General features: G+C 61.5%; 25 protein-coding genes and 5 tRNA genes. 15 read left to right on the top strand and 15 right to left on the bottom strand.

The features are described 5' to 3' along the window. Window positions 1-157: 157 nt before the first annotated feature. The 9 genes from apbC (at window position 158) to RC54_RS16300 (ending at window position 4,764) form a co-directional block, all read left to right on the top strand. A complete protein-coding gene (gene apbC, locus RC54_RS16340) occupies window positions 158-1,246 on the top strand; it encodes an iron-sulfur cluster carrier protein ApbC (RefSeq protein ID WP_061788982.1) in 1,089 nt (362 codons plus the stop codon). A gap of 136 nt (window positions 1,247-1,382) precedes the next feature. Next, a complete protein-coding gene (gltX, locus tag RC54_RS16335; protein WP_058896124.1) occupies window positions 1,383-2,783 on the top strand; it encodes a glutamate--tRNA ligase in 1,401 nt (466 codons plus the stop codon). A gap of 73 nt (window positions 2,784-2,856) precedes the next feature. Beyond that, window positions 2,857-2,932 (top strand) — tRNA-Ala (locus RC54_RS16330). Window positions 2,933-3,012: 80 nt separating this feature from the next. Then, window positions 3,013-3,088 (top strand) — tRNA-Glu (locus tag RC54_RS16325). A gap of 55 nt (window positions 3,089-3,143) precedes the next feature. Then, a tRNA-Glu gene (locus tag RC54_RS16320) sits at window positions 3,144-3,219 on the top strand. Between the two features lie 109 nt (window positions 3,220-3,328). Beyond that, window positions 3,329-3,404, top strand: a tRNA-Ala gene (locus tag RC54_RS16315). A gap of 73 nt (window positions 3,405-3,477) precedes the next feature. Next, window positions 3,478-3,553 (top strand) — tRNA-Glu (locus tag RC54_RS16310). A gap of 236 nt (window positions 3,554-3,789) precedes the next feature. Further along, window positions 3,790-4,602 (top strand): enoyl-CoA hydratase-related protein, encoded by an 813-nt coding sequence (locus RC54_RS16305; RefSeq protein ID WP_058896123.1) that lies wholly within the window; start codon window positions 3,790-3,792, stop codon window positions 4,600-4,602. A 9-nt stretch (window positions 4,603-4,611) separates the two neighbouring features. After that, window positions 4,612-4,764 carry a hypothetical protein gene (locus RC54_RS16300; protein ID WP_244216360.1) on the top strand — a complete coding sequence of 51 codons (153 nt, stop codon included), beginning with the start codon at window positions 4,612-4,614 and terminating at the stop codon, window positions 4,762-4,764. A 4-nt stretch (window positions 4,765-4,768) separates the two neighbouring features. Here the strand turns inward: RC54_RS16300 and RC54_RS16295 are convergent, their stop codons facing one another. The 4 genes from RC54_RS16295 to RC54_RS16280 all read right to left on the bottom strand — a co-directional run bounded on the left by RC54_RS16295 (window position 4,769) and on the right by RC54_RS16280 (window position 7,457). Then, window positions 4,769-5,149 carry a hypothetical protein gene (locus tag RC54_RS16295; RefSeq protein ID WP_061788981.1) on the bottom strand — a complete coding sequence of 127 codons (381 nt, stop codon included), beginning with the start codon at window positions 5,147-5,149 and terminating at the stop codon, window positions 4,769-4,771. Beyond that, window positions 5,149-5,736 carry an RNA polymerase sigma factor gene (locus tag RC54_RS16290; protein ID WP_058896121.1) on the bottom strand — a complete coding sequence of 196 codons (588 nt, stop codon included), beginning with the start codon at window positions 5,734-5,736 and terminating at the stop codon, window positions 5,149-5,151. Before RC54_RS16290 ends, RC54_RS16295 begins: the two co-directional genes overlap by 1 nt. Before the next feature lie 139 nt (window positions 5,737-5,875). After that, entirely contained in the window at window positions 5,876-6,457 is a 582-nt protein-coding gene (locus tag RC54_RS16285) for a DJ-1/PfpI family protein (RefSeq protein ID WP_061788980.1), read from the bottom strand. 82 nt (window positions 6,458-6,539) lie between these two features. Next, a complete protein-coding gene (locus tag RC54_RS16280; protein ID WP_061788979.1) occupies window positions 6,540-7,457 on the bottom strand; it encodes a LysR family transcriptional regulator in 918 nt (305 codons plus the stop codon). 209 nt (window positions 7,458-7,666) lie between these two features. Here RC54_RS16280 and RC54_RS16275 point away from each other — a divergent pair, with 209 nt between their 5' ends. The 3 genes from RC54_RS16275 (at window position 7,667) to mmsB (ending at window position 11,376) form a co-directional block, all read left to right on the top strand. Further along, entirely contained in the window at window positions 7,667-8,899 is a 1,233-nt protein-coding gene (locus tag RC54_RS16275) for an ABC transporter substrate-binding protein (protein WP_058896119.1), read from the top strand. Window positions 8,900-8,963: 64 nt separating this feature from the next. Then, entirely contained in the window at window positions 8,964-10,472 is a 1,509-nt protein-coding gene (locus tag RC54_RS16270) for a CoA-acylating methylmalonate-semialdehyde dehydrogenase (RefSeq protein WP_061788978.1), read from the top strand. 10 nt (window positions 10,473-10,482) lie between these two features. Then, window positions 10,483-11,376, top strand: coding sequence for a 3-hydroxyisobutyrate dehydrogenase (gene mmsB / locus RC54_RS16265; RefSeq protein ID WP_058896117.1), 894 nt, complete (start codon window positions 10,483-10,485; stop codon window positions 11,374-11,376). A 79-nt stretch (window positions 11,377-11,455) separates the two neighbouring features. Here the strand turns inward: mmsB and denD are convergent, their stop codons facing one another. Continuing rightward, a complete protein-coding gene (gene denD / locus RC54_RS16260; protein ID WP_058896116.1) occupies window positions 11,456-12,430 on the bottom strand; it encodes a D-erythronate dehydrogenase in 975 nt (324 codons plus the stop codon). Between the two features lie 140 nt (window positions 12,431-12,570). Between denD and RC54_RS16255 the strand changes: the two genes are divergently transcribed. Continuing rightward, complete coding sequence (locus RC54_RS16255) at window positions 12,571-13,404, top strand: FadR/GntR family transcriptional regulator (RefSeq protein ID WP_061788977.1); 834 nt, start codon at window positions 12,571-12,573, stop codon at window positions 13,402-13,404. Between the two features lie 91 nt (window positions 13,405-13,495). Here RC54_RS16255 and RC54_RS16250 read toward each other — a convergent pair whose 3' ends face one another. Further along, window positions 13,496-14,071 (bottom strand): elongation factor P, encoded by a 576-nt coding sequence (locus RC54_RS16250; protein ID WP_017451702.1) that lies wholly within the window; start codon window positions 14,069-14,071, stop codon window positions 13,496-13,498. Between the two features lie 120 nt (window positions 14,072-14,191). Then, the gene (gene earP, locus RC54_RS16245) at window positions 14,192-15,385 is read right to left on the bottom strand and encodes an elongation factor P maturation arginine rhamnosyltransferase EarP (protein ID WP_061788976.1); all 1,194 of its coding nucleotides are present in this window, start codon (window positions 15,383-15,385) and stop codon (window positions 14,192-14,194) included. Between the two features lie 131 nt (window positions 15,386-15,516). Between earP and RC54_RS16240 the strand changes: the two genes are divergently transcribed. Beyond that, window positions 15,517-16,002, top strand: coding sequence for a MarR family winged helix-turn-helix transcriptional regulator (locus RC54_RS16240; protein WP_058896113.1), 486 nt, complete (start codon window positions 15,517-15,519; stop codon window positions 16,000-16,002). A gap of 200 nt (window positions 16,003-16,202) precedes the next feature. Next, on the top strand, window positions 16,203-16,637 hold the full coding sequence (locus RC54_RS16235; RefSeq protein WP_058896112.1) for an organic hydroperoxide resistance protein: 435 nt from the start codon (window positions 16,203-16,205) through the stop codon (window positions 16,635-16,637). 130 nt (window positions 16,638-16,767) lie between these two features. Here RC54_RS16235 and RC54_RS16230 read toward each other — a convergent pair whose 3' ends face one another. The 8 genes from RC54_RS16230 to RC54_RS16195 form a co-directional block, all read right to left on the bottom strand. Continuing rightward, entirely contained in the window at window positions 16,768-17,277 is a 510-nt protein-coding gene (locus tag RC54_RS16230; protein WP_058896111.1) for a DUF2867 domain-containing protein, read from the bottom strand. 73 nt (window positions 17,278-17,350) lie between these two features. Beyond that, a complete protein-coding gene (cydX, locus tag RC54_RS16225; RefSeq protein WP_017451707.1) occupies window positions 17,351-17,521 on the bottom strand; it encodes a cytochrome bd-I oxidase subunit CydX in 171 nt (56 codons plus the stop codon). 36 nt (window positions 17,522-17,557) lie between these two features. Next, on the bottom strand, window positions 17,558-18,697 hold the full coding sequence (gene cydB / locus RC54_RS16220; protein ID WP_061788975.1) for a cytochrome d ubiquinol oxidase subunit II: 1,140 nt from the start codon (window positions 18,695-18,697) through the stop codon (window positions 17,558-17,560). Window positions 18,698-18,725: 28 nt separating this feature from the next. Then, entirely contained in the window at window positions 18,726-20,348 is a 1,623-nt protein-coding gene (locus RC54_RS16215; RefSeq protein WP_058896109.1) for a cytochrome ubiquinol oxidase subunit I, read from the bottom strand. A gap of 6 nt (window positions 20,349-20,354) precedes the next feature. Then, window positions 20,355-20,618, bottom strand: a complete 264-nt coding sequence (gene cydP / locus RC54_RS16210; protein ID WP_017451710.1) for a cytochrome oxidase putative small subunit CydP — start codon at window positions 20,616-20,618, stop codon at window positions 20,355-20,357. Window positions 20,619-20,623: 5 nt separating this feature from the next. After that, window positions 20,624-21,193: a GbsR/MarR family transcriptional regulator gene (locus RC54_RS16205; RefSeq protein WP_058896108.1), complete on the bottom strand. Its 570-nt coding sequence runs from the start codon at window positions 21,191-21,193 to the stop codon at window positions 20,624-20,626. A gap of 393 nt (window positions 21,194-21,586) precedes the next feature. Next, the gene (locus RC54_RS16200; protein WP_058896107.1) at window positions 21,587-23,032 is read right to left on the bottom strand and encodes a heavy metal sensor histidine kinase; all 1,446 of its coding nucleotides are present in this window, start codon (window positions 23,030-23,032) and stop codon (window positions 21,587-21,589) included. Further along, the gene (locus RC54_RS16195) at window positions 23,029-23,700 is read right to left on the bottom strand and encodes a heavy metal response regulator transcription factor (protein WP_017451713.1); all 672 of its coding nucleotides are present in this window, start codon (window positions 23,698-23,700) and stop codon (window positions 23,029-23,031) included. The genes RC54_RS16200 and RC54_RS16195 overlap by 4 nt, the downstream gene beginning before the upstream one ends. Window positions 23,701-23,829 lie beyond the last annotated feature (129 nt).

Raw genomic sequence — 23,829 nt, 5'->3', positions numbered from 1 at the left:
AAAGAGGGGCATTCTATCAGTCAGCGGCCCTGTGGCGCAGTAGTTGCTCCATTGGAATGTTTTTTTGCGGGTCGTCAGCGCTGTCCGGCTTGATCCGTCCACAGGGCGGCGCGGGCCTGATTGGTTTAGACTTGCGGGTTCTGAGCAAGGAGAAACAATGAGCATTACCGTGGAAGAGATCAAGGCGGCCCTGTTGCAGGTGATCGACCCCAACACCGGCCGTGACCTGATCCGTGGCAAGGAAGCCCGCAACATCCGTGTCGAGGGCGGCCGCGTGCTGCTGGATGTGGAGCTGGGTTATCCGGCGGCCAGCCAGATCGCAGCGATGCGCCAACTGGTCGAAGCGGCGCTGGGCAAGTTGCCGGGCGTCACTGGCGTGGAGGCCAACGTTACCTTCAAGATCGTGGCGCACGCGGTGCAGCGTGGCATCAAGCTCAAGAGCAACGTCAAGAACATCATCGCCGTGGCTTCCGGCAAGGGTGGGGTGGGCAAGTCCACTACCGCCGTGAACCTGGCGCTGGCGCTGGCGGCCGAGGGCGCGCGCGTGGGTATTCTGGATGCCGATATCTACGGTCCCTCGCAGCCCATGATGATGGGCATCTCCGGCCAGCCCGAGACCAAGGATGGCAAGACCATGGAGCCGCTGGAAAACCACGGCCTGCAGGTATCGTCCATCGGTTTCATGATTGACCCAGACGAACCCATGGTCTGGCGCGGCCCCATCGTCACCCAGGCCCTGCAGCAATTGCTGGACCAGACCAACTGGCGCGACCTGGATTACCTGATCGTCGATATGCCGCCCGGCACCGGCGACGTGCAACTGACCTTGTCGCAGAAGGTGCCGGTCACCGGTGCGGTGATCGTGACCACGCCGCAGGACATCGCCCTGCTGGACGCGCGCAAGGGCTTGCGCATGTTCGAGAAGGTCGGCATTCCCATCCTGGGTATCGTGGAAAACATGAGTATGCATGTCTGTTCCAACTGCGGTCATGCCGAGCCCATCTTTGGCGTGGGCGGTGGCGAGAAGATGTGCGCCGATTTCGGCGTGGACTTCCTGGGCGCCTTGCCGCTGACCATGCAAATCCGCCAGCAGACAGATTCCGGCAAGCCCACCGTGGTGGCTGATCCTGAGGGTAAAGTGGCCGAGATCTACAAGGCCATCGCCCGCAAGGTCGCCGTGAAGGTGGCCGAGAAGGCGCGCGACATGTCCAGCAAGTTCCCCAGCATCGTGGTGCAGAACGACTGATGCCACTCCCGGAGGCAGGCTGCCAGCATGGCGTGCCTGGCTGCAAAGGCGTTAAAATGACGCCTTTCCGAATTCTTTTGCTCCACCGATGGCCGGCCCTGGCAACCCAGCGCCGGCCTGGTTTTTACTCGCTATCATGACTGCCACTCAAGTTCGCACCCGTTTCGCTCCCAGTCCCACCGGCTACCTGCACCTGGGCGGCGCCCGCACGGCGCTGTTTTCCTGGGCCTATGCCCGTCGCTTCGGCGGCACCTTCGTATTGCGTATCGAAGATACCGACGTCGAGCGTTCTACCCCGGCAGCGGTGCAGGCCATCATCGAGGGGATGCAATGGCTGGGCCTGGAGCATGATGAAGGTCCGTTCTACCAGATGAAGCGCATGGATCGCTATCGCGAAGTGATTGCGCAGATGCTGGAGCAGGGCACTGCCTACTACTGCTATTGCACCCCGGAAGAAGTGGAAGCCATGCGCGAACGCCAGCGTGCCGCCGGCGAGAAGCCGCGCTACGACGGCACCTGGCGTCCCGAGCCGGGCAAGACCCTGCCGGCCATCCCGGAAGGTCGCAAGCCGGTGGTGCGTTTCAAGAATCCGCAGGACGGCGAGGTGAGCTGGAATGACGTGGTCAAGGGCCCCATCACCATTTCCAACCGTGAGCTGGACGACCTGGTGATTGCCCGTCCGGACGGCACCCCCACCTACAACTTCTGCGTGGTGGTGGACGACTGGGACATGAAGATCACCCACGTCATCCGTGGCGACGACCATGTGAATAATACGCCGCGCCAGATCAATATCCTCAAGGCCCTGGGCGGCACGCTGCCCGAGTATGGTCACGTGCCGATGATCTTGGGTGCCGATGGCGAGAAGCTGTCCAAGCGCCATGGCGCCGTGAGCGTGATGGATTATCCGGCCCAGGGCTATCTGCCTGAAGCCATGCTGAACTATCTGGCGCGCCTGGGCTGGAGCCATGGCGACGACGAGATCTTCTCGATGCAGCAGTTCTGCGAATGGTTCGACCTGGATCACCTGACCAAGGCTCCGGCGCAGTTCAACCCCGAAAAGCTGAACTGGCTCAACAACCACTACATCAAGCTGGCTGACAATGCCCGCCTGGCTGGCCTGGTCCGTCCGCTGCTGGAAGCGCAGGGTGCGGTCTTCGACGGTGCGCCTGATCTGGCGGCCGTGATCGGCTTGCTGAAGGACCGTGCCAATACCGTCAACGAGATTGCGGCGGCGGCCCTGATGTTCTACCGCCAGCCGGCCCCGGATGCAGCGCTGGTGGCGCAGCACATCACTGATGCCATCAAGCCGGCGCTGGCCGACTTTGCCCAGCGCGTGGCCACGGTGGAGTGGACCAAGGAAGCCATTGCTCCGATGATCAAGGAAGTGCTGGCCGCGCACGGCATCAAGATGCCGCAACTGGCCATGCCTTTGCGCCTGATCGTGGCGGGTCAATTGCAGACCCCGGCCATTGACGCCGTGCTGCAATTGTTTGGCCGTGAGGCTGTTAAGGCACGTTTGGCGGCATATCTTTGAAAAAGACAAATTATTTTTCAAAAACATGTTGTCTTTTGAAAATAGGTATTGCATAATCTCGCTTCTTCGCAACGGGGGTATAGCTCAGCTGGGAGAGCGCTTGCATGGCATGCAAGAGGTCAGCGGTTCGATCCCGCTTACCTCCACCAGCGACCCGCAGATGTTTGGCGGTGATATTTCAGGCGAAGCTTGAAGTGTAGAAACAAGAAGTAATGTGAAGTACCTGCTTGTCCCCTTCGTCTAGAGGCCTAGGACATCACCCTTTCACGGTGAGTACGGGGGTTCGAATCCCCCAGGGGACGCCAGATTTCGATATCTGCGCTGTCACCCAGCAGGCAGCGCAGGTATTAGCAGTACAGTGTCCCCTTCGTCTAGAGGCCTAGGACATCACCCTTTCACGGTGAGTACGGGGGTTCGAATCCCCCAGGGGACGCCAGGTTGTAGAGCAGTGCGGTTGCCGCCGTTCTGTTGATAGTTGAAGTAGCTTGATTGATCAGGCTACCTTGAGGTTGGATAGTCCGGAGTGTGGGACTTTTCCTTTCGCAGGGGGTATAGCTCAGCTGGGAGAGCGCTTGCATGGCATGCAAGAGGTCAGCGGTTCGATCCCGCTTACCTCCACCAGCGACCCGCATGGATATGTGGGGTGAATTGGCCGAAGAGCTGATTCGAGGAATATTGTAGTTGTGACCGTTTTGTCCCCTTCGTCTAGAGGCCTAGGACATCACCCTTTCACGGTGAGTACGGGGGTTCGAATCCCCCAGGGGACGCCAAATAGAAAAGCCCGCGCAAGCGGGCTTTTTTGTTTGGCGTCCCCTAGCGATGTGCTTGAGCACATCGCGGGGGGGGATTCGAAAGGTTTCGCTTGCAAGCGAAACCGGGCCCGCGGCACGTGGGCGAATCCCTCGCTCGCGCAAGCGGGCTTTTCTATATCTCATCCAGATGCGCTATCCTCCGTGCACAGCCGCAGCCCCCATCAGGGCATAACAAGGCCAACCAAGGAGCACAAATGAGCAGCGCAGCAGCCCATCTCGACATCGACCCGCGTGGCCTGGCCACGATCACCCTCAATCGCCCCGACATCCACAACGCCTTCGACGACCAGTTGATCGCCCACCTGATCGACCTCATCACCCAGGCCGGCGACGATGCCCGTACTTGCGTGCTGCTGCTGGCCTCGACCGGCAAGTCCTTCTCCGCCGGTGCCGACCTGGCCTGGATGCGCCGTATGGCCGATGCCTCGCGTGAAGACAACCTGCGCGACGCCCGCAAGCTGGCGCTGCTGATGCATACGCTCAACAGCTTCCCGGCCCCCACGCTGGCCAAGGTGCAGGGAGCAGTGATGGGCGGCGGGGTAGGCCTGGTGTCCTGCTGCGATATCGTGGTGGCGTCCGAAGCAGCCTTCTTCGCACTCTCCGAGGTCAAGCTGGGCCTGGCGCCCGCAGCCATCAGCCCGTATGTGATCGCCAAGATGGGCGTGTCGCAGGCGCGCCGCTACTTTGTCTCGGCCGAACGTTTCCCGGCCGCGTGCGCGGCTGCCATGGGGCTGGTGCATGAAGTGGTGCCGCCTGGCGAGCTCGATGCCAGGACGGCGCAACTGATCGATACCTTGCTGGCCAATGGCCCGCAGGCCATGCGCGCGGCCAAGCAACTGGTGCAGGTGGCCAATCCCTTGCAGGTCACGCCTGAATTGTCCGAATACACGGCCGGCGTCATCGCCGATCTGCGCGCCTCTGCCGAAGGACGTGAAGGTTTACGCGCTTTCCTGGACAAGGATGCGCCGGCCTGGACGCATAAGCAGCCCACAGCGGGGGCAGCATGAAGCCCTTGCATGTCGCCGTTGCCGGCGCCGCAACTGCTGGCCAGGATGGTGGCCGGCACCTTGGTAGATCCCTTCACTTCCATCGTTTTGCGCGAGCATGACTGGACTGCGGTACCCCAGCCATCGGCCCTGACCGAGGGGGTTCAGGCGCAGCGGGAATAAATCTTCATTTACGCTCTTCGCGGCAGAACATCCGGCTGCGCAGTTGGCAGCGCTCGCGTTCCTCGGGCGTCATGGCTTCCCAGCGGGCGCGCATGAAGCGGCGCTTGTCGCGCCAGCCGCCATGACGGCCACGAAAGCCGCCGAACAGTATCCGGCACAGCACCAGCAAGCCCAGGGCCCGCCAGAAGCCGATCTCGGCCACGCCGGGCAAGATCGGCGGCATCACCCAGTTCCACAGCAGCATCACCACCACCCCCAGCAGCGGCACGCACAGCAGGCACAGCGCCAGCTTGAAGCCCCAGCGGCCACGGTGACCGTGGCGGCGCGCGGGGTTGCCTTCAGCGTTGGGTTGAGGGCTGGGTTGGGGGATTGCGTTCTGATCCATTACATCTCCAATTCGTCATAAACTGCCTGCAGCCGCTCGCGCAGATGCAGTACTGCATAGCGTTTGCGGGCCAGCAGGGTATTCAAGCTGGTGCCGCTGGAGGCCGCCATTGCCTTGAAACTGAGCCCGTCGAGCTCATGCGCGATGAAGACCTCGCGTTGCGCCTCGGGCAATTCATCCAGCGCCTCTTGCAAAGCTTCGATCAGGGCGGCGCGGGCATAGGCCGCTTCCGGTCCGTCAGCGCTGGCCGGCAGCACCAGGTCCAGCCGCCAGGCGTCCTCGGCGCCATCGACTTGTTCGATGTCATGCGCCTCGGGCAGGGGCTCTTCTTTCTTCTTGCGGAAGCGGTCGATGATGCGGTTGCGCGCCACCCGGAATAGCCAGGCGCTGACCTGCTCGATGGGTTCGGGCAAGCGGTAGGCCTGGACGAACTCGTAGAACACTTCCTGCAGGATGTCTTCGGCCTCGCCGGCATCGGCCACCCGGCGCCGGATGAACCCGCCCAGCCGGCTGCGCTCGCGCATGACGGTGGCGGTGATCTCGCGGTCCTGGTCGCTCATCGGGGAGAGGGTGGATATGGGCTGCATGTCCTGAAGACGCTTCATCTTCGGACATATTGTGGACTGTCGGTAAAAAAATGCAGGAAAAGGCCAGGAGAGATGAATAAAAAGAGGCTGGCCAATACAGCAGGAGGCGGCGCGTCATGCCGCCTCCGTTTCAGTCGTCTTAGAGTTCGATACGCGTGCCCAGCACCTGCAGGAACTGCGCCAGCCAGGCCGGATGGGCCGGCCAGGCCGGTGCGGTCACCAGCTTGCCATCGGTGACGGCGGCATCCACTGCGATATCGGCGAACTGGCCGCCGGCCAGCTTGACTTCCGGGGCGCAGGCCGGATAGGCCGAGACCTTCTTGCCTTCCAGCACGCCGGCCGCAGCCAGTACCTGCGGGCCGTGGCAGACGGCCGCGATGGCCTTGTCAGCCTTGGCGAAGGCTTGCACCAGTTCGATCACCTTGGGATTCAGGCGCAGGTATTCCGGGGCGCGGCCACCAGCCACCACCAGGGCGTCGTAATCGGCGGCGCTGACCTCGTCGAAGCTGGCGTTGAGGGCGAACTGGTGGCCCGGCTTTTCGGTATAGGTCTGGTCGCCTTCGAAGTCGTGGATGGCGGTCTTGATCTTGTCGCCGGCTTTCTTGCCGGGGCAGACCGCGTGCACGGTGTGGCCGACCATCTGCAGGGCCTGGAACGGCACCATGGTTTCATAATCCTCGGCGAAATCACCGGTCAACAGCAGGATTTTCTTTGCAGTCATCGTCATCTCCTTGGGGTAGGGCCGCTGGTACAGGGAGGGCAGCGGCCGGGTTGGAACGAATTTTGTTGCAGAGGCGCCAGGCTTATTCCAGCCAGCGCATCTGGCGCGACTGGCCCATCAGGAAGTCGCGGTTGAGCTCCACGCAGTCGCGCAGGTAGCTCCACAGGGCGGATACCCGCGCCACATGGCGCTGCTCGCTGGAAGCCACCAGCCAGAAGGTGCGAGTGATGGCGATCTGTTCAGGCAGTACCGGCACCAGCTCGTCGGACTGCTGTGCCAGAAAGCAGGGCAGGATCGCCAGCGCACGGCCCGCGCAGGCCGCCGTGTATTGCGCCACCACGCTGGTGCTGCGGAAGGCCCGGAAAGCGTCTGGCGCCACCGTATCCTTGTAGCGCAATTCTTCACTGAAGACCAGATCATCGATATAGCCGATGAAGTTATGTTGCACCAGGTCATCCATGGTGTGAATCGGCGCGTGCCGGGCCAGGTAGTCACGTGAAGCATAAAGCTTCAGAACATAGTCGGACAGTTTTGTGACCACGTAATTACCCGACAAGGGCCGCTCGATCGAGACGCTGATGTCGGCCTCATGCTTGGACAGGTTCACGAAACGCGGCATGGGCAGCATGTCCACCGTGATGTGCGGGTTGCGGGCACAGAAGTGGGCCAGGTGCGGGGCCAGCACGAAGGTGCCGAAGCCTTCCGTGGCGCCCAGCCGCACCTGGCCCGAGAGCTTGCTGTTATGCCCGCCCAGCTCTTCGGTGGCGGCGTAGAGGGTGCTTTCCACCTGCTCGGCATAGTCGACCAGTCGATAGCCATCGGCGGTGAGCTTGTAGCCGTGGTTGTTGCGGTCGAAGAGCTGGCTGCCGACCTGCTCCTCGAAACGCTTCATGCGGCGCGAGACGGTGGAGTGGTCGATGCCCAGCTTCTTGGCCGCATCCACCAGGCCCTGGCTGCGCGTGAGTTCGAGAAAGATCCTGAGGTTGTCCCAGTCCAGCATGTGGTCTCCATGGTCTTTGATTTGCATCCATGCAAAATCGTTTTGTCTTTGTGGTTATTGTATCGATAAATACGCACATGCAGAATAGCGGGGCCGTGACGGCGCCCCGTGTAGAGAGGAGCGGCGTCGCACGGCAGGAGACAACGGCAAGACCCGGCGTCCATGAACGCGGGCAGGTCCGACAACAATCACAAGATGAAGGAGACAAGATGCGCAAGAACGCTTTGGGCCGTTCGCTCACGGCCGCCGCCGTGGCCTGTACCGTTTCGCTGGCCGCCACTGCCATTCCCGCCCTGGCGCAGGACGCCAACACGGTCAAGATCGGCGTGCTCACCGACATGTCCGGCCCTTATTCGGCCATGGGCGGGCAGGGCTCGGTGGTTGCTGCCAAGATGGCGGTGGAGGATTGCCTCAAGAATGAATGCCGTGGGATGAAGATCGAGATCCTCTCGGCGGACAACCAGAACAAGCCGGATGTCGGCGTCACCCGCGCCCGCGAATGGCTGGACCGCGACAAGGTCGAGGCCATCGCCGATCTCACCAATTCCTCGGTGGCGCTGGCGGTGCAGAAATTGGTCAAGGATAAGGGTGGCATCGCCATGTACAGCGGCCCGGCCACCGGTGTGCTGACCACCACCGAATGCGCGCCCAATGGCTTCCACTGGATGTTCGATACCTACTCGCAAGCGGCCGGCGCGGCCGCGGCCCTGACCAAGCTGGGCAACAAGTCTTGGTATTTCGTGACGGTGGACTATGCCTTCGGCCATTCGTTGGAGAAGGATGCCTCTGACGTGGTCAAGGCCAATGGCGGCACCGTGGTGGGTTCGGTGCGCCATCCGCTGAACGCTTCTGACTTTTCTTCCTTCCTGCTGCAGGCGCAGGCCTCCAAGGCCCAGGTGATCGGCCTGGCCGATGGCGGCACCGACGTGGTCAATGCGATCAAGCAAGCGCGCTCCTTTGCCGTCGGTGGCAAGGATCAGCGTCTGGTGGCGCTGCTGGTATTTCTCTCGGACGTGCACGCCTTGGGGCTGGAGGCCGCGCAGGGGCTGGTCTATACCGATGGCTTCTATTGGGATTATGACGACCAGACCCGCGCCTTCTCCAAGCGCTTCGAGGCCCAGTTCAAGAACATCAAGCCGACCATGGTGCAGGCGGGCGTGTATTCCAGCGTCTATCAGTTCCTGAAGGCCCGTGCAGCGGCCAAGACCTCGGACTGGAAGGTGGTGGCGCAGAAGATGCGCGAGATTCCGATCTCGGACGCTGTCATGCGCAATGCCTCCATCCGTCCCGATGGCCGCGTGATCCATGACATGTACCTGTACCAGGTCAAGACCCCGGCCGAGTCCAAGGGCCCGTGGGATTACCTGAAGCTGCTGTCGGTGATCCCGGCCCAGCAGGCCTTCCGCCCGATGGACGCGGCCTGTCCGCTGGTCAAGCAGTAATGCCTGTGGCCGGGAGCGCTGCTGCCGGCCTTGCCCTCCCCACCTCTTCACTATGGAAATCGCAATGAGCCAAGCCAACATCCCCCACGTTCCCCTGTACCTCAACGGTGAAAAGGTGCAGTCCACTGCCAAGGAGTGGCGCGACGTATTGAACCCGGCCACCCAGGAAGTGGTGGCGCGCGTACCCTTCGCCACCAAGGAAGAAGTCGACCGGGCCGTGGCCAACGCCAAGGACACCTTCAAGACCTGGCGCAATACCTCGCTGGCCCAACGGATGCGCATCATGCTCAAGTTCCAGCAACTGTTGCGCGAGAATATCGCCCCGCTGGCCGAACTGATCACCCGCGAGCACGGCAAGACCCTGCCTGACGCCGAGGGAGAAGTCATGCGTGGCCTGGAAGTGGTGGAGCACGCCTGCTCGATCACCTCGCTGCAACTGGGTGAACTGGCCGAGAACGTGGCCGGTGGCGTCGACGTCTACACCCTGTACCAGCCGCTGGGCGTGGGGGCGGGCATCACCGCCTTCAATTTCCCGGTGATGCTGCCTTGCTTCATGTTCCCCATTGCGGTCGCTTGCGGCAATACCTTCGTGCTCAAGCCCTCCGAGCAGGACCCGACTTCCTCGCTCTTCCTGGTCGAACTGGCCAATCAGGCCGGCTTGCCACCGGGTGTCTTGAACGTGGTGCATGGCGGCCCGGACGTGGCCAACATGATCTGCGACCATCCCGATATCAAGGCGGTCTCCTTCATCGGCTCCACCCATGTCGGCACCCACATCTACCGCCGCGCCAGCGAGGCCGGCAAGCGCGCCCAGTGCATGATGGGCGCCAAGAACCACTGCATCGTGCTGCCCGATGCACCCAAGGACCAGGCCATCAACAACCTGCTGGGCGCAGCCTTCGGTGCGGCCGGCCAGCGCTGCATGGCCAATTCGGTGGTGGTGCTGGTGGGCCAGACGCGCGAATGGATTCCGGAAATCGTCGAGCGCTCCAAGGCCATGAAGGTCGGCCCGGGCACGGATCGCAAGGCCGATGTCGGTCCGCTGGTCTCCAAAGCGGCCAAGGAGCGCGTGGAACGCCTGATCGCCAGCGGCGTGGAGCAGGGCGCCCATCTGCTGCTGGATGGCCGCAACTGCAAGGTGGCCGGTAGCGAGAACGGTAATTTCGTGGGGCCGACTGTCTTCACTGGCGTCAAGCCCGACATGGATATCTACACCCAGGAAATCTTCGGCCCGGCCATGTGCATCGTCGAACTGGAGACGCTGGATGAAGCCATTGCCTTCATCAATGCCAATCCTAATGGGAACGGTACTTCCATCTTCACCAGTTCGGGCTATGCCGCGCGCAAGTTCCAGAACGAGATCGACGTCGGCCAGGTCGGCATCAATGTGCCTATTCCCGTGCCAGTGGCCTACTTCAGCTTTACCGGTTCGCGGGCCTCCAAGCTGGGTGACCTCGGCCCCAACGGCAAGCAAGCCGTGACCTTCTGGACGCAGACCAAGACGGTGACTGCACGCTGGTACGCGCCCGATGAAGAAGCCGGCCAGGTCAACACCACCATCACCTTGAAGTAAGGAGAGCAGCATGAGCGCCAATATCGTCTTCATCGGCCTGGGCAATATGGGTTTGCCCATGGCGCAGAACCTGGTCAAGGCCGGCTTCTCGGTCAGCGGCCATGACTTGGTCAAGGCCAGCGTGGACAAGCTGGTGGCAGTCGGCGGCAAGACCGAAGCCGATTCCATGGCGGCCGTGGCCAAGGCCGACGTGGTCATCACCATGCTGCCGGCCAGCCGGCACGTGGAGTCGCTCTACCTGGGCGATGCCGGAGTGCTGGCCTCGGCCAAGCCGGGCGCACTCTTGATCGACTGCTCCACCATCGCCCCGGAAGCGGCGCGCAAGGTAGCGGCGGCGGCCAAGGCGCGCGGCTTCGACATGCTGGATGCGCCGGTCTCCGGGGGGACCAACGGCGCGACGGCTGGCACGCTGACCTTCATGGTGGGCGGTAGCGCGCAGGCTTTCGAGGCGGCCCAGCCCTATCTGCAAAAGATGGGGAAAGCCATCTATCACGCAGGGGAGAGCGGCAGCGGCCAGACCGTCAAGGTCTGCAACAACATGCTGCTGGGCATCCTGATGATCGGGACTTCGGAGGCCATCCGCCTGGGCATGGCCAATGGCATGGACCCGAAGGTGCTGTCGGAAATCATGTCCAAGAGTTCGGGGCGCAACTGGACGCTGGAGGTTTATAACCCTTGCCCCGGCGTGATGGAAACCGCGCCGGCTTCCAAGGCTTATGCCGGTGGCTTCGGGGTGGACCTGATGCTCAAGGATCTGGGCTTGGCCGTGGAGAATGCGCTGGCCACCAATTGCGCCATTCCGCTCGGTTCCACGGCGCGTAACCTGTATGACATCCACAGTATGAACGGCGCCGGCAAGCTGGACTTTTCCAGCATCTTCAACATGCTGGGCAAGGCGAAGTAAGACCAAGTCCATCGGTCAGCAAAAAGGGACAGCCTCTTGCGGGGCTGTCCCTTCCTTTTTCTGCATGTTGATGTGCAGCTTATTTCTTCACTTCATCCTCGATGTGGGCACGGATGATGTCGGCGAAATTGGCATCGGCCGTAAAGCCCAGCGCCTTGGCGCGCTTGGCTTCGAAGGCGCCGGGCCAGGAATTGACGATGCGCTTGATGGCTTCGTCTTCCTTCCATTCGATCAACTGGACCACTTCCTTCCCGGCCACTTGTTCCAGGGCATCGACCATGTCCTTGACGGTCACGCACAGGCCATCGATGGACAGGAAGCGCGCCAGGCCCAGATCGGCACCGTTGATTTCATGACCGTGGATCAGGTTGGCGATGGCTTGGCGCGGCGACATCAGCCACATGCGGGTATCCGGGCTGACCGGGCAGAGCGCCGGCTGGCCATTGAGCGGCTCGCGGATGATGCCCGAAGCAAAGCTCGACGCAGCCTTGTTGGGCGCACCCGGACGCACCGAGATGGTGGGCATCCGCAATGCGCGTCCGTCAATGTAGCCCTTGCGTGAATAATCCTGCACCAGCAATTCGCCCATCACCTTTTGTGCGCCGTAGGAGCTTTGCGGCATCAGCAGGGTGTTGTCCGGTACCACGGCGGGCAGTTCGCCGCCGAACACCGCCACCGAGCTGGTGAAGACCACGCGCGGCCGGGTGCCGAGGGCGCGGGCGCGTTCCAGGATCAGCCGGGTGGCGTCGAAGTTGATCTTCATGCCCAGCTCGAAATCGGCTTCGGCGTGGCCGCTGACGATGGCGGCCAGGTGGAAGATGGACTGCGTCTCGGGCGTGATGACGCGCTCGATCACGGCAGCGTCGGCGATGTCGCCGGTGACGGCTTCGATGCGCGGATCACTGAAACCCTGGGCCGGTACCACGTCCAGCAGGGTGATGCGCTTGATCTCTTGCGGTTGGCCGTCGCGGCCAGTCAGGCTGCCACGTTGCAGCAGTTGGCGCGCCAGGCGGCTACCCAGGAAACCGGCGCCGCCGGTGATGACGATATGCATGTGTTCTCCTCGTGTTCTTTGGTCGGGGTGGGGCAAACAAGATTGAAATGACATCTGCGGCGGCGATTATAGCAGAAGTTGTCATACAACTTTGCCGGGGATGAACGGGAAATCACAAAAGCCCATGTCTGCGCGGTATCATGCGCGCCATGAAGACTTCCACCTCCAGGCCGCAGGGATCGGCGCTCGCATCGATGGCCGCCGCCGCGCGCGGCAAGACCACCTTGGCCGACCATGTCACCAGTGTGCTGGCACAGCAGATCCGCAGCGGCGATTTCGCACCCGATGCGCGCCTGCCTTCGGAGATGGAATTGACCGAGCGTTTTGCGGTGAGCCGCACGGTGATCCGCGAGGCGATTTCACGCCTGAAGTCAGAGGGCTTGGTGGGATCGCGTCGGGGCAGTGGCACCGTGGTGTTGCCGGTCAGCCCGGCCACGCCGTTTCGGCTGGATCTGAAGGTCGATGAAGGTCGCGATTCGATCCAGGCGGTGTTACGAGTCATCGAACTGCGCCGTGGCGTAGAAGGGGAAATGGCGGCCCTGGCTGCGCAACGCCGTACCCGGGCGCAGAACCTGGCGATCCAGCAGGCCTTGCGGGATATCGATGCGGCGGCCGCGGCCGGGCGCGATGGCGTGCAGGAGGATTTCGCCTTTCATGCGGCCATCTCCAATGCCGCGCACAATCCGCTCTACACTTCGCTGGTGCAGTTCCTGAGCCAGTTCTTGCACGCCGCCATTCGCGTGGCGCGCATGAACGAGGCGCGCAGCAGCGAGTTCGTGCAGCAGGTGCGGGCCGAACATGCAGCCATGGCGCTGGCCATCAGCGAGGGCAATGCCGAGGCGGCACGGGCGGCAGCCTTGCGCCACATGGAGCATTCGGCCCAGCGCATCCAGGCCGCTGACAAGGCCTTCTGGGCCAGTGCCGAAGGGCAGGCCGCAGCGCGCGACCTGGCGCGGGTCAAGAGCGGGGGATGAAATGGGACTTCATCTGTTGCGGTTGAAACAGGCATAAAAAAACGCTGCACCAGGCAGCGTTTTTGATGGGCATCGACAAACAGGTCAACAATCAGCCGCGCACAACCTTCTTGTATTCGTTGGTGCGGGTGTCGATTTCGATGTCGTCATCCTGGCTCACGAACAGCGGCACCATCACGGTGATCTGGTTGGCTTCGATGGCGTTCTCGATCTTGGCTTCCTTCAGGACGTTGCCCGAGGTGTTGCCCTTGACGGCCGGTTCCGAGTAGGCAACCTTGCGCACGATGGTGGTCGGCATTTCGACCGAGATGGCCTTGCCGTCGTAGAACACGGCTTCGCACTGCATACCATCCTTCAGGTAGCCGATGGCGTCGCCCATGTTCTCGCCTTCGATTTCGTACTGGTTGTACTCTTCGTCCATGAAGACGAACAGCGGGTCAGCGAAGTACGAGTAGGTCACCGGCTTCTTGTCCAGCACCACGACGTCGAACTTGTCGTCGCCACGGAAGACGCTTTCTTGCGGGCTGTTGGTCAGCAGGTTCTTCATCTTCCACTTGTAGGTGAAACCGGTACGGGAAGAACCGTTGACGTCCGAGCGCAGGACGATCATGGGCTTGCTGTCGACCATAATGATGTTGCCGACGCGGATTTCTTTTGCAAATTTCATAGCGATGTGTCGTGAAAAGTAGGTTTTTTCAAACTGTCAGTAGCCCACTGGTAAACTTCTAAAACTTCACCGCAAGCCCACGTTCGATTGAATTCCAAATTGCGTTAAAACGATAGCCCGCTATTTTAACCCATTTTCAGCACTCTTCCAGTCTTCGGCCACCAGTCGCGCGGCGAAGCCCAGCAAATTGTCCATCCAGTCGCCATTTGCCAACATCTTTTGCAGCCATTGTTCGGCTTCTCCGTTCAATGTTGGCAATTGCGCGCGCAGGGTTTGCCAGGTGGCGTGCCAGTCCGGTTCGCCCGGATAGGCGCCATTCCAGGCACGGTTGAGGTCGACCAGGGCTGGCGTGGCGGGGTCGTAGATCTTCAGGAAGGCGTTGAGCTTGGTGTGGTGCAGGTTCTTGTCTTGGTAATAGATGTTCCAGATGAAGGGTTTGCCGGCCCACTGCGCACGCACGAAGGAATCTTCACCTCGCACGAAATTGAGGTCGCAGCTCCATAGCAGTTTGTCGTAATCCGTCTGGGGTACGAAGGGCAGTATCCGTACCGTCAGGGCGGCGCGGGTGGCCGCCGTGCCGGCGCGCATCGGCGCCCCCAGGAAAGCCTCGATCTGGGCCCGGCCCACGCCTTCCGGCACCAGGCAGGTCACCGGCAGTGGCGAGGCTTGCCAGGCGGCAAATAGCTCGGCAATGGGCGCATGGTCATAGCAGAACAGCGAGACCTTGCAGCCAGCCATCTCGTCGGGCGTGACACCCAGTCGGGCCAGGAAGGCCGGGCCTTGCTCTGCGGCCAGGAAGGTTTGCCGTTGCGCTTCCAGATCGGCTTCGAAGCTGAGGCCGCCGGTGCGTTCGTTGAAACCGGGGAAGAAGAAATACTTGATCAGCTTCAGGGATCGATGTGGCGAGGGCAGGGTGTGGCAACCCTCGACCCAGGCTTCGGCCGACAGCCCTTCCAGGTTGAACCAGACCGGCTTGATGGGGCGCTGGGCCATCGCTTCCACATAGCCGGGCGGGATTTCGCAGCCGAAGAATTCGACGACGAGGTCGGCCACGTCAGCCGTCGTATAGCTGCCTTCCTGGCTGCGCCAATGCTGGACGGTCACACCAGCCAGTTGTTGCGTCTCGGCTTGCACATCAACCTGCGGCCAGATGCGTTGGAAGCTCACCAGGTCATCCACCCACAGCCGTACCGCCAGCTTGTGCTCCTGCGCCAGTTGCCGCGCCAGGCGCCAACAGATGCCGATGTCGCCATAGTTGTCGACGACCTTGCAGAACAGGTCCAGGGAATGCAGTGGATTGGGATGGGAAGGCATGGATATGCAGGAAAAAACCAGGGCAGGCCGCATGATACCTATTTGCGACGGGGTCAGTTAAGCAGGTATGAACAACTCGTTCAATATTCTTGCAATTAAATAGCTTGCAATTTAATTTTGAGCGGTTTAATATGCAAGCCATGGACAAGACGCACACCACGACGCTGCCGGACGCGCTGATTGATGAGGCCCTGCTTCTGGACAATCAGCTGTGTTTCGCGATGTATTCGGCGTCGCTGGCCATGACCAAGGCCTACAAGAAGATCCTGGCCCCGTTGGAGATCACCTATCCGCAATACCTGGTGATGCTGGTCCTGTGGGAAAGGGATGACGTGACCGTCTCCGAGCTCGGCAGCCGGCTGTTCCTGGATTCGGGTACGCTGACCCCGCTGCTCAAGCGCATGGAAAGCATGGGCTTGCTGCATCGCAAGCGCGATGCCGGCGATGAGCGCCGGGTGGTGGTGAGCCTGAGCGACGCTGGTCGTGCGCTGCGCCAGCAAGCCAGGACGGTGCCGCAACAGATGAGCTGCATGTTGCCCGCACTGGAACAGGTGCGGCAACTGGTGGGCGAGCTCAAGCAGGTGCGCAAGGGCTTGCTGGAAGCGGAAGGTGAATGACAATGCGGTTGTGGTGTGTGATTTATGTTGTGCACAATAATATAGTGAATTATTTATAGTCTTTATCGCAGTAACTTAGGTAGCAATTTAGGTAGCAAGACAGGTAGCAAACCAGTGGTGAATAAAAGCGAATCTTTCGCGGCCACGACTCTCCAACGTAACCCGTAAGGGTGACAACCTGATTATTGAAAGGAAATACCATGCCCTCGAACAAGATCGAAAAAGCCCTCTACACCGCCACCGCTACCGCCACTGGCGGCCGTGAAGGTTCGGCCAAGTCCTCTGACGGCGTCCTGGACGTCAAGCTGTCGACCCCCAAGGAACTGGGCGGCGCCGGTGGTAACGGTACCAACCCGGAACAACTGTTCGCAGCCGGTTACTCGGCTTGCTTCCTGGGCGCGCTGAAGTTCGTCGCCGGCCAGGAAAAGGTGGCTCTGCCGGCTGACGCCAGCATCACCGGCAAGGTCGGTATCGGCCAGATCCCGGGCGGTTTCGGTATCGAAGCTGAACTGAACATCTCGCTGCCGGGCATCGACCAGGTGGTGGCGCAGGATCTGGTGAACAAGGCGCATCAGGTGTGCCCGTACTCCAACGCCACCCGCGACAACATCAACGTGACCCTGAACCTGGTGTAATCGGTTCAGTTGGATAGGCGGCGGTTCGTTCCGCTGCTGGCACCTGACGTAAAAAATGCCGCTGCGTACTTCTGGTACGCGGCGGCATTTTGTTGTCTGGAATCAGGTGCTATCAGGCGCTATCAGGTGCTTATTGGCGTAGCAAGGCCAGCAGCAAGCTGCGGGCGATACGGCGATGGAAGGGCATGATGGCGGCCAGGTAGAACTCGCCTAGCCAACGTTTGGTCCGTACCACGGTGGTGACGGTGAGCCATTGGCCATCGCTGGCCTCCTGGGCGCCATCGGGGCTCTTTTCCACGCACAGGCGAAAATCCAGGTGGTTGTCGTCCAGTCCCATCACCACCCGCGCCGGCTGCGCCATGAGCAGCGGGAAACCGGACGCCGGGTCATCGGAGGTGGCGCGTTTCCAACCCAGCGGCGCTACCAGGCGGTCGCGCAGCTGCATCAGTGCGCTGACCCAGGCCGGTTGAGCGGCCATCATCCTGGCCGTGATTTCAGTCGTGTTCAGTTGCGCCAGTTGTGGCGTGAGACGGATGCGGTAGCTGTCGGCAAAGCCGGCACCGGGCAACAGGGCCCAATGACGGGGTGCGGGGGCGATTTGTTCAGTGGGCTCGCTATGCTGGGGGTGAAAGGCAGACATGACTTGACCTCTTGGCAGGTTGCAAAAAAAAAGCCGGCAGCAGGGCTGCCGGCTGGCTTTTGCTTCTACGAGCCTACTTGCCGTTGCGCCGCTGCTGTTCCGCCGCGCGAGCGCTGGCGAAGCGCTCGTGGGTTTCCTCAGCCTTGCGCCGCCCGAAGGCGTAATTGGCTTCCAGCCACATGACGTTGATGATGCCAAAGGCCAGGGCCAGGCCGATGCCGAGTATCCAGGCGAAGTACCACATGATGTTCTCCTTGTTGCAGATTGCGATTGCGCGTAATCAATACGCGGTGTGTTCGTTCTCGTGAATGTCGCGCGCAGTGACCTTGCCCTTGACCACGCGATAGACCCAGCCGGTATAGATGAGGATGAGCGGCAGGAAGATCAGCACCATCCAGAACATCAGACCCAGGGTCTTGTGGCTGGAGACCGCATCCCACATCGTCAGGCTGCTCTTGGCATCCAGCGAGGAAGGCATCACGAAGGGGAACAGCGACATGCCGGCTGTCAAGATGATGCCGGTCACCGACAGGCCGCTGGCGATGAAGGCCAGGCGCGCACTGCGCACCAGTGCCAGCAGCGCGGCCAGCACGGCACCGGCCACACCCAGTGCCGGGAACAGCTTGGTCACCGGCCACTTGGCGTAGTTGTCGAACCAGGCACCGGTGACCACTTCTACGGTCTTGGCCAGGGGCGTGAAGGCAGTGTTGGCGTCCGGCATGGAGGTGATGCGATAGCCCGGCAGATGGGCCACCCAGAAGCCGCCGATGACGAACAGCAGCACGGTCACCAGGGCGGCGCCGATGACGGTCTTGCGCGAACGCTCGCCAATGGTGGCCTCCGTCTTGACGAAGGCGAACGCTGCGCCGTGCATCAGCAGCATGGCTACCGACAACAGGCCAGCCAACAGGCCGAACGGGTTCAACAGGGCGAAGAAGCTGCCGGTGTATTCCACCCGCATGGAATCATCGTAGTGGAAGGGCACACCCAAGAGCAGGTTGCCGAAGGCCACACCGCAGATCAGGGGCGGTACGAAGCCACCGATGAACAGGCCCCAGTCCCAGGCATTGCGCCAGCGCGGATCAGCCACCTTGCTGCGGTAGTCGAAGCCGACCGGGCGGAAGAAGAGCGAGAACAGCAACACCATCAGGGCGATGTAGAAGCCCGAGAAGGCGGTCGCATACACCAGCGGCCAGGCTGCGAAGGTAGCGCCGCCGGCGGTGATGAGCCAGGTCTGGTTGCCTTCCCAGGTGGGGCCGATGGAATTGATCAGGATGCGGCGCTCGGTATCGTCCTTGGCGGCGAAGGGCAACATGATGCCCACGCCGAAGTCGAAGCCATCGGTCAATGCAAAGCCGATGATGAGTACGCCGACGAAGGCCCACCAGATCAGCTTGAGTGTTTCGTAATCGAAGATCATTCTGCTTTCCTCATTTCTTCTGGTGGCATTAGTGGCTGCCGATGTTGGCGGCGGGGTTAAGGGGCGGCGGCAAGACGTCATCCGGGCCGCTGTCCTGATTTTTGCTTTCCCAGTAGTACTTGCCGGTGTGCAGGCTGCTGGGGCCCAGGCGGGCGTACTTGACCATCAGGATCATCTCCACCACCAGCAGGAAGGTATAGAAGAGGATGAACCCGGCCAGGCTGAAGTAGAGGCTGCCCGGTTGCAGCGAGGAAGCCGACAGGTGGGTCGGCAGGATGCCGGCGATGGTCCAAGGCTGGCGGCCATATTCGGCTACCACCCAGCCCAGTTCGGCGGCGATCCACGGCAGCGGGATGGCGATCACGGCCAGGCGCAGCAACCAGCGTTGCGGGGCCAACTGCTTCTTGGCCAGGAACCAGAACGAAGCGGCGAAGATGAACAGGAACAGGAAGCCCAGGCCGACCATGCCACGGAAGGACCAGAACATCGGCGCTACCTTGGGGATGGTGTCGTCCACGGCCAGGGCGATCTGTTCGGGCGTGGCATCGACCACATTGTTGGTGTACTTCTTGAGCAGCAAGCCATAGCCCAGATCCTTCTTGAGCTTGTTGAAGTCGGCACGTGCCTCGGGCGACTTGTCGCCGGACTTCAGTTTGGTCAGCGCGGCATAGGCCAGCATGCCGTTGCGGATACGGACTTCGTTTTCCTTTTTCAGGTCCTTGATGCCCAGCACTTGCGTATCGACCGAGCGTGTCCCGATCAGTCCCAGCACATAGGGAATCTTGACGGCATAGTCGGTGCGTTGCTCCTTTTCATTGGGCAGGCCGAACAGGGTCAGGCCGGCCGGGGCGGGGTGGGTGTCCCACTCGGCTTCGATGGCGGCCAGCTTGACCTTGTTGACTTCACCGGCGGTGTAGCCCGATTCGTCACCCAGTACGATCACCGAGAGCGTGGCAGCCAGGCCGAAACCGGCGGCCACCGCAAAGGAGCGCAGCGCAAAGGCGGTGTCGCGGGCCTTGAGCAGATACCAAGCCGAGATGCCCAGCACGAACATGGACGCCGTGACATAGCCGGCGGCCACGGTGTGCACGAACTTGACCTGCGCCACCGGGTTGAAGATGACGTCGGTCATGCTGACCAGCTCCATGCGCATGGTCTCGAAGTTGAATTCGGCGCCCACGGGATTGTTCATCCAGCCGTTGGCGATCAGGATCCACAGCGCCGACAGGTTGGAGCCCACCGCCACCAGCACGGTGACGATCAGGTGCTGCTTGCGCGAGAGCTTGTCCCAGCCGAAGAAGAACAGGCCCACGAAGGTCGATTCCATGAAGAAGGCCATCAAGCCTTCGATGGCCAGCGGGGTGCCGAAGATGTCGCCCACGTAGTGCGAGTAATAGGACCAGTTGGTACCGAACTGGAATTCGAGCGTGATGCCGGTGGCCACGCCCATGGCAAAGTTGATGCCGAACAGCTTGCCCCAGAAGCGGGTCATGTCCTTGTAGATCTGGTTGCCGGTCATGACGTAGACCGACTCCATGATGACCAGGATCCAAGACAGGCCTAGCGTCAAGGGGACGAACAGGAAGTGATAGAGCGCCGTGACGGCAAACTGCAGCCGTGACAGCGAGACGACTTCATCGATGGGAACCATGTTGTGTTACTCCGGTTGTTGTTTGGCGGATAGGTCTTGGTGTTGTGCGGTTGCCGCAGGCGGCGTGGTGAAGGACAGCATGTGCTGCTCCACCCGCTGCACCGGCATCTGCATGTGCTTGGCTTCGGGATGCGCGAAGAAGGTTTTGGCCAGCACCGTGATGAGGGCGATCTTGATCACCAGCAGCAAGGTGATCTCCGCCCCCAGCGGCAGCCGGGTCAGGCGTGGCCATTGCCATGGCCGTTTGCGGGAAGGGTGCGTGAGTTGCATCTGGCTTACTCCTTTTCACTGGCGCCGCCGACGCGGAACTTGTCGCGCACGTCCAGCAGCTTTTTGACCTTGGAACCCATCTTCATGAGCGACACCAGCGTTTCTGGCGACAGACGCTGCACGTCGTCGAACCAGGAACTGGACAGTTCGATCAGTTCATACATCTGGCGCATGCGCTTCTGCGCCTCCTTGTCGTCCTTGTTGCCGGGTGCTTCCAGCAGGGCGTCGCGCAGCATGGAGAGCGTCGGCTCGATCTCGCGGCGGCGGCGCTCTTCCAGCAGCACCTTGAAGATTTCCCAGATGTCGCCGGGCGGTTCGAAATATTCACGGCGATCATTGGGTTTGTGCAGCAGGCGCACCAGTCGCCACGACTGCAATTCCTTCAAGCCCATGCTCACGTTGGAGCGCGAAAAGCTGAGGTACTCCGCAATCTCGTCGGCGTTGAGCGCGCGCCCACAGATATAGAGCAGCGCGTAGATCTGGCCTACGGTCCGATTGATCCCCCAGCGGCTGCCCATCTCGCCGAAATGGCCGATGAAGCGCTGCATCATGGGGCTGAGTACATTGCTTTCCATGTCAAAAACTTTCGAAATTTCAGTAATTGCTGAAATTTAAAACAATTGTTTGTCCCATCGCAATGTCGCGTACCTGTGTATTTGGTGATAACAGTCATTACGGATGAGAATGACCCACGCTCAGCGCGGATGGCGCAGGCGTTGATCACGAGCAGGCGGTTGGCAGGGCGTGACGTTGGGTATCCCTTATTCGTCACGACGACATCGCGTCTTGTGAACTTCCCGGTTTCACAAGTACGCAGCCCTGTGTTGCGCTGCATGAAGATATTTTCACGCTTTCCTAGACGGACAGAAGAGCTTGGCCGAAAGGAAACATGATGCGGATCAAATAAGCTGCATTTGCAATTCATCCCTGGCGTGGGGTGGCTTGGGTGATGGTGTTGGTTGCCTGGTTCAGTGATCTGGTTTATCTGTGGGTGGCGCTGCGGCCACCGAAGGGAAGCGCAGGCTGAAGCGAATCCAGCCCGGCTGGGGACACTCCACCGTCGCCGTGCCACGGTGCAAGGCCATGATGGCCTTGACGATGGCTAGCCCCAGGCCATTGGATTCGGTCAGCGCGCTGCGCGAGCGGTCGCCGCGATAGAAGCGGTCGAACATGCGCGCCATCACCTGGGGCGTGACATTGCCGCTGCGGTTGTCTACCAGGATGCGGCTGCCGCTGGCATCGCCCTCGGCCTGAATGCGGATGATGCTATCGGGTTCGCCATAGCGCACCGCGTTGATGATCAGGTTGCTCACCGCCCGGCGCCACATATCCAGGTTGGCCTGGCATATCCCTTGTGCCTGCAGCGCGAAGTGCATCCCGCGTTCGTCGGCGATGCCCTCGAAATAGTCAGTGATCTTGGCCAGCTCTTCCTGCAGATCCAGGGCGCTGCATTCCACTGCCAGCGTGCTGTGGTCGGCCTGGGCCAGGAACAGGATGTTTTCCACGATGCGCGCCAGTCGCTGCAATTCTTCCACGTTCGATTCCAGCAACTGCTCGTAGTCTTCGGGACTGCGGCGCTGGCCCAGGGCTACCTGGCTCTGACCCATCAGTACGTTGATGGGGGTGCGGATCTCATGGGCCAGGTCGCCGGAAAACTGCGCCAAGTGGTCATAACCAGCTTCCAGCCGGTCCAGCATGGCATTGAAGGAGAGTGCCACGCGTCGCAGTTCGGCCGGCATTCCCTCTTGTTCCAGCCGGGTGGACAGGCGATCCGGCGTGATCTGGGCCGCGCGCTGGCTCATCGCCTCCAGTGGCTGCAAGCCGCGCCGCAGCAGTACGAAGCCCAACAGCGACGTCAGCAGGATGGCCGCTGCGGCGGCCCCGGCGATGCGCCAGCGGTAGCTGCGCATCATACGGTCTTCCTGCACCATCACATAGGCGGCGATGATTTCCACGGTGTCGCGGCCTTTACCCACGTCCGCCAGGGCCGAGACCCAGCGCACCCGCACGCCGTCGGCGCGCTCGCTGGTCAGCAGGCGGGCCGCGCTCACCGGCTGGTCCACGGGGGCCGGCTGCATGGCCGGGGGAACCAGGTGGTCGGGATTGCTCTGGATGAAGGGGGCTTCACCCTGGCGGCGGAAGATGCGCACATCCTGCTCGTTGCCCATCATGCTTTCGAACAGCGCCGGGCGCTGTTCCATCTGCTCGACGTTGTACAGATCGTGCATCAGGTTGCGGAAGTGCTCGACCCGGCCGATCAAGGCCTGGTCGGCGCGCTGCGCCAGGGCATCGCCGGCGGCGCGATCCAGGTACAGCCCCAGGCCGGTTACCACCAGGCAGGTCATCAGCGCGAATAGGGCGGTCACGCGGGTGGTCAGGGTCCAGCCACGTGCATGTACGGTGGCCTGGCTCATGGGTGTTCCGAAAACATGTAGCCCACGCTGCGCACGGTGTGGATCAGTTTCTTCTCGAACGGGGCATCGATCTTGGCGCGCAGGCGCTTGATGGCGACGTCGACCACGTTGGTGTCGCTGTCGAAGTTCATATCCCAGATCTGGGATGCGATCACACTGCGTGACAGCGCTTCGCCCTGGCGCTTGATGAGCAGGTGCAGCAGCATGAATTCCTTGTTAGTCAGGGCGATGTTGAGCCCCTGGCGCGTGACCTTGTGGCGCACGTGGTCCAGTTGCAGGTCGGCGATCTCATAGACCTCGGCCTCGCGCGTGACGCCCCGGCGCAGCAGGGTGCGGATGCGCAGCACCAGCTCGGTGAAAGAAAAGGGCTTGACCAGGTAATCGTCGGCGCCTAGTTGCAGGCCGCGGATGCGATCATCCACGTGGTCCCTGGCCGTCAAGAACAGCACCGGCAGATCGCGCTTGCTGCGCAGCGCGCTCATGACCTGCCAGCCGTCCAGGCCGGGCAGCATCACGTCCAGCACCACCAGATCGTAGTCCTGCTCCAGCGCCAGGTGCAGACCATCGGTGCCGGTACGCGCCAGATCCACGGCATAGCCGGATTCGCGCAAGCCTTTGCGCAGGTAGTCCCCGGTCTTGGGGTCGTCTTCGATTACCAGGATCGCCATGCTGTAGGAGAAAAATGGCCGCTGCAAAGGCGGCCGGGATCGGGGAGAATGGCTGGAAAATGCACTCGATTCTAGCAATGGCGGGATTTTTCTTCATGACAAAATTGTCATCAAACTGCCACTTGAGTG

The sequence above is a fragment of the Herbaspirillum rubrisubalbicans genome, assembly GCF_003719195.1.
Classification (GTDB): Bacteria; Pseudomonadota; Gammaproteobacteria; order Burkholderiales; family Burkholderiaceae_D; genus Herbaspirillum; species Herbaspirillum rubrisubalbicans.
Note: the sequence above shows the minus strand (reverse complement) of the source record. Positions and strands in the feature narration are given on the sequence as shown.

Bases quoted from the DNA above. Each gene is read 5' to 3' on its own strand.
- RC54_RS16280 (WP_061788979.1), bottom strand. From the start codon at position 7,457: ATGCTGGACTGGGACAACCTCAGGATCTTTCTCGAACTCACGCGCAGC.
- RC54_RS16205 (WP_058896108.1), bottom strand. From the start codon at position 21,193: ATGGAAAGCAATGTACTCAGCCCCATGATGCAGCGCTTCATCGGCCAT.
- RC54_RS16290 (WP_058896121.1), bottom strand. From the start codon at position 5,736: ATGCAGCCCATATCCACCCTCTCCCCGATGAGCGACCAGGACCGCGAG.
- RC54_RS16270 (WP_061788978.1), top strand. From the start codon at position 8,964: ATGAGCCAAGCCAACATCCCCCACGTTCCCCTGTACCTCAACGGTGAA.
- earP (WP_061788976.1), bottom strand. From the start codon at position 15,385: ATGCCTTCCCATCCCAATCCACTGCATTCCCTGGACCTGTTCTGCAAG.
- RC54_RS16305 (WP_058896123.1), top strand. From the start codon at position 3,790: ATGAGCAGCGCAGCAGCCCATCTCGACATCGACCCGCGTGGCCTGGCC.
- cydX (WP_017451707.1), bottom strand. From the start codon at position 17,521: ATGTGGTACTTCGCCTGGATACTCGGCATCGGCCTGGCCCTGGCCTTT.
- RC54_RS16285 (WP_061788980.1), bottom strand. From the start codon at position 6,457: ATGACTGCAAAGAAAATCCTGCTGTTGACCGGTGATTTCGCCGAGGAT.
- RC54_RS16255 (WP_061788977.1), top strand. From the start codon at position 12,571: ATGCGCGCCATGAAGACTTCCACCTCCAGGCCGCAGGGATCGGCGCTC.
- RC54_RS16295 (WP_061788981.1), bottom strand. From the start codon at position 5,149: ATGGATCAGAACGCAATCCCCCAACCCAGCCCTCAACCCAACGCTGAA.
- denD (WP_058896116.1), bottom strand. From the start codon at position 12,430: ATGCATATCGTCATCACCGGCGGCGCCGGTTTCCTGGGTAGCCGCCTG.
- RC54_RS16215 (WP_058896109.1), bottom strand. From the start codon at position 20,348: ATGGTTCCCATCGATGAAGTCGTCTCGCTGTCACGGCTGCAGTTTGCC.
- cydB (WP_061788975.1), bottom strand. From the start codon at position 18,697: ATGATCTTCGATTACGAAACACTCAAGCTGATCTGGTGGGCCTTCGTC.
- RC54_RS16300 (WP_244216360.1), top strand. From the start codon at position 4,612: ATGTCGCCGTTGCCGGCGCCGCAACTGCTGGCCAGGATGGTGGCCGGC.
- RC54_RS16230 (WP_058896111.1), bottom strand. From the start codon at position 17,277: ATGTCTGCCTTTCACCCCCAGCATAGCGAGCCCACTGAACAAATCGCC.
- mmsB (WP_058896117.1), top strand. From the start codon at position 10,483: ATGAGCGCCAATATCGTCTTCATCGGCCTGGGCAATATGGGTTTGCCC.
- RC54_RS16250 (WP_017451702.1), bottom strand. From the start codon at position 14,071: ATGAAATTTGCAAAAGAAATCCGCGTCGGCAACATCATTATGGTCGAC.
- gltX (WP_058896124.1), top strand. From the start codon at position 1,383: ATGACTGCCACTCAAGTTCGCACCCGTTTCGCTCCCAGTCCCACCGGC.
- RC54_RS16235 (WP_058896112.1), top strand. From the start codon at position 16,203: ATGCCCTCGAACAAGATCGAAAAAGCCCTCTACACCGCCACCGCTACC.
- RC54_RS16195 (WP_017451713.1), bottom strand. From the start codon at position 23,700: ATGGCGATCCTGGTAATCGAAGACGACCCCAAGACCGGGGACTACCTG.
- RC54_RS16200 (WP_058896107.1), bottom strand. From the start codon at position 23,032: ATGAGCCAGGCCACCGTACATGCACGTGGCTGGACCCTGACCACCCGC.
- RC54_RS16240 (WP_058896113.1), top strand. From the start codon at position 15,517: ATGCAAGCCATGGACAAGACGCACACCACGACGCTGCCGGACGCGCTG.
- apbC (WP_061788982.1), top strand. From the start codon at position 158: ATGAGCATTACCGTGGAAGAGATCAAGGCGGCCCTGTTGCAGGTGATC.
- RC54_RS16275 (WP_058896119.1), top strand. From the start codon at position 7,667: ATGCGCAAGAACGCTTTGGGCCGTTCGCTCACGGCCGCCGCCGTGGCC.
- cydP (WP_017451710.1), bottom strand. From the start codon at position 20,618: ATGCAACTCACGCACCCTTCCCGCAAACGGCCATGGCAATGGCCACGC.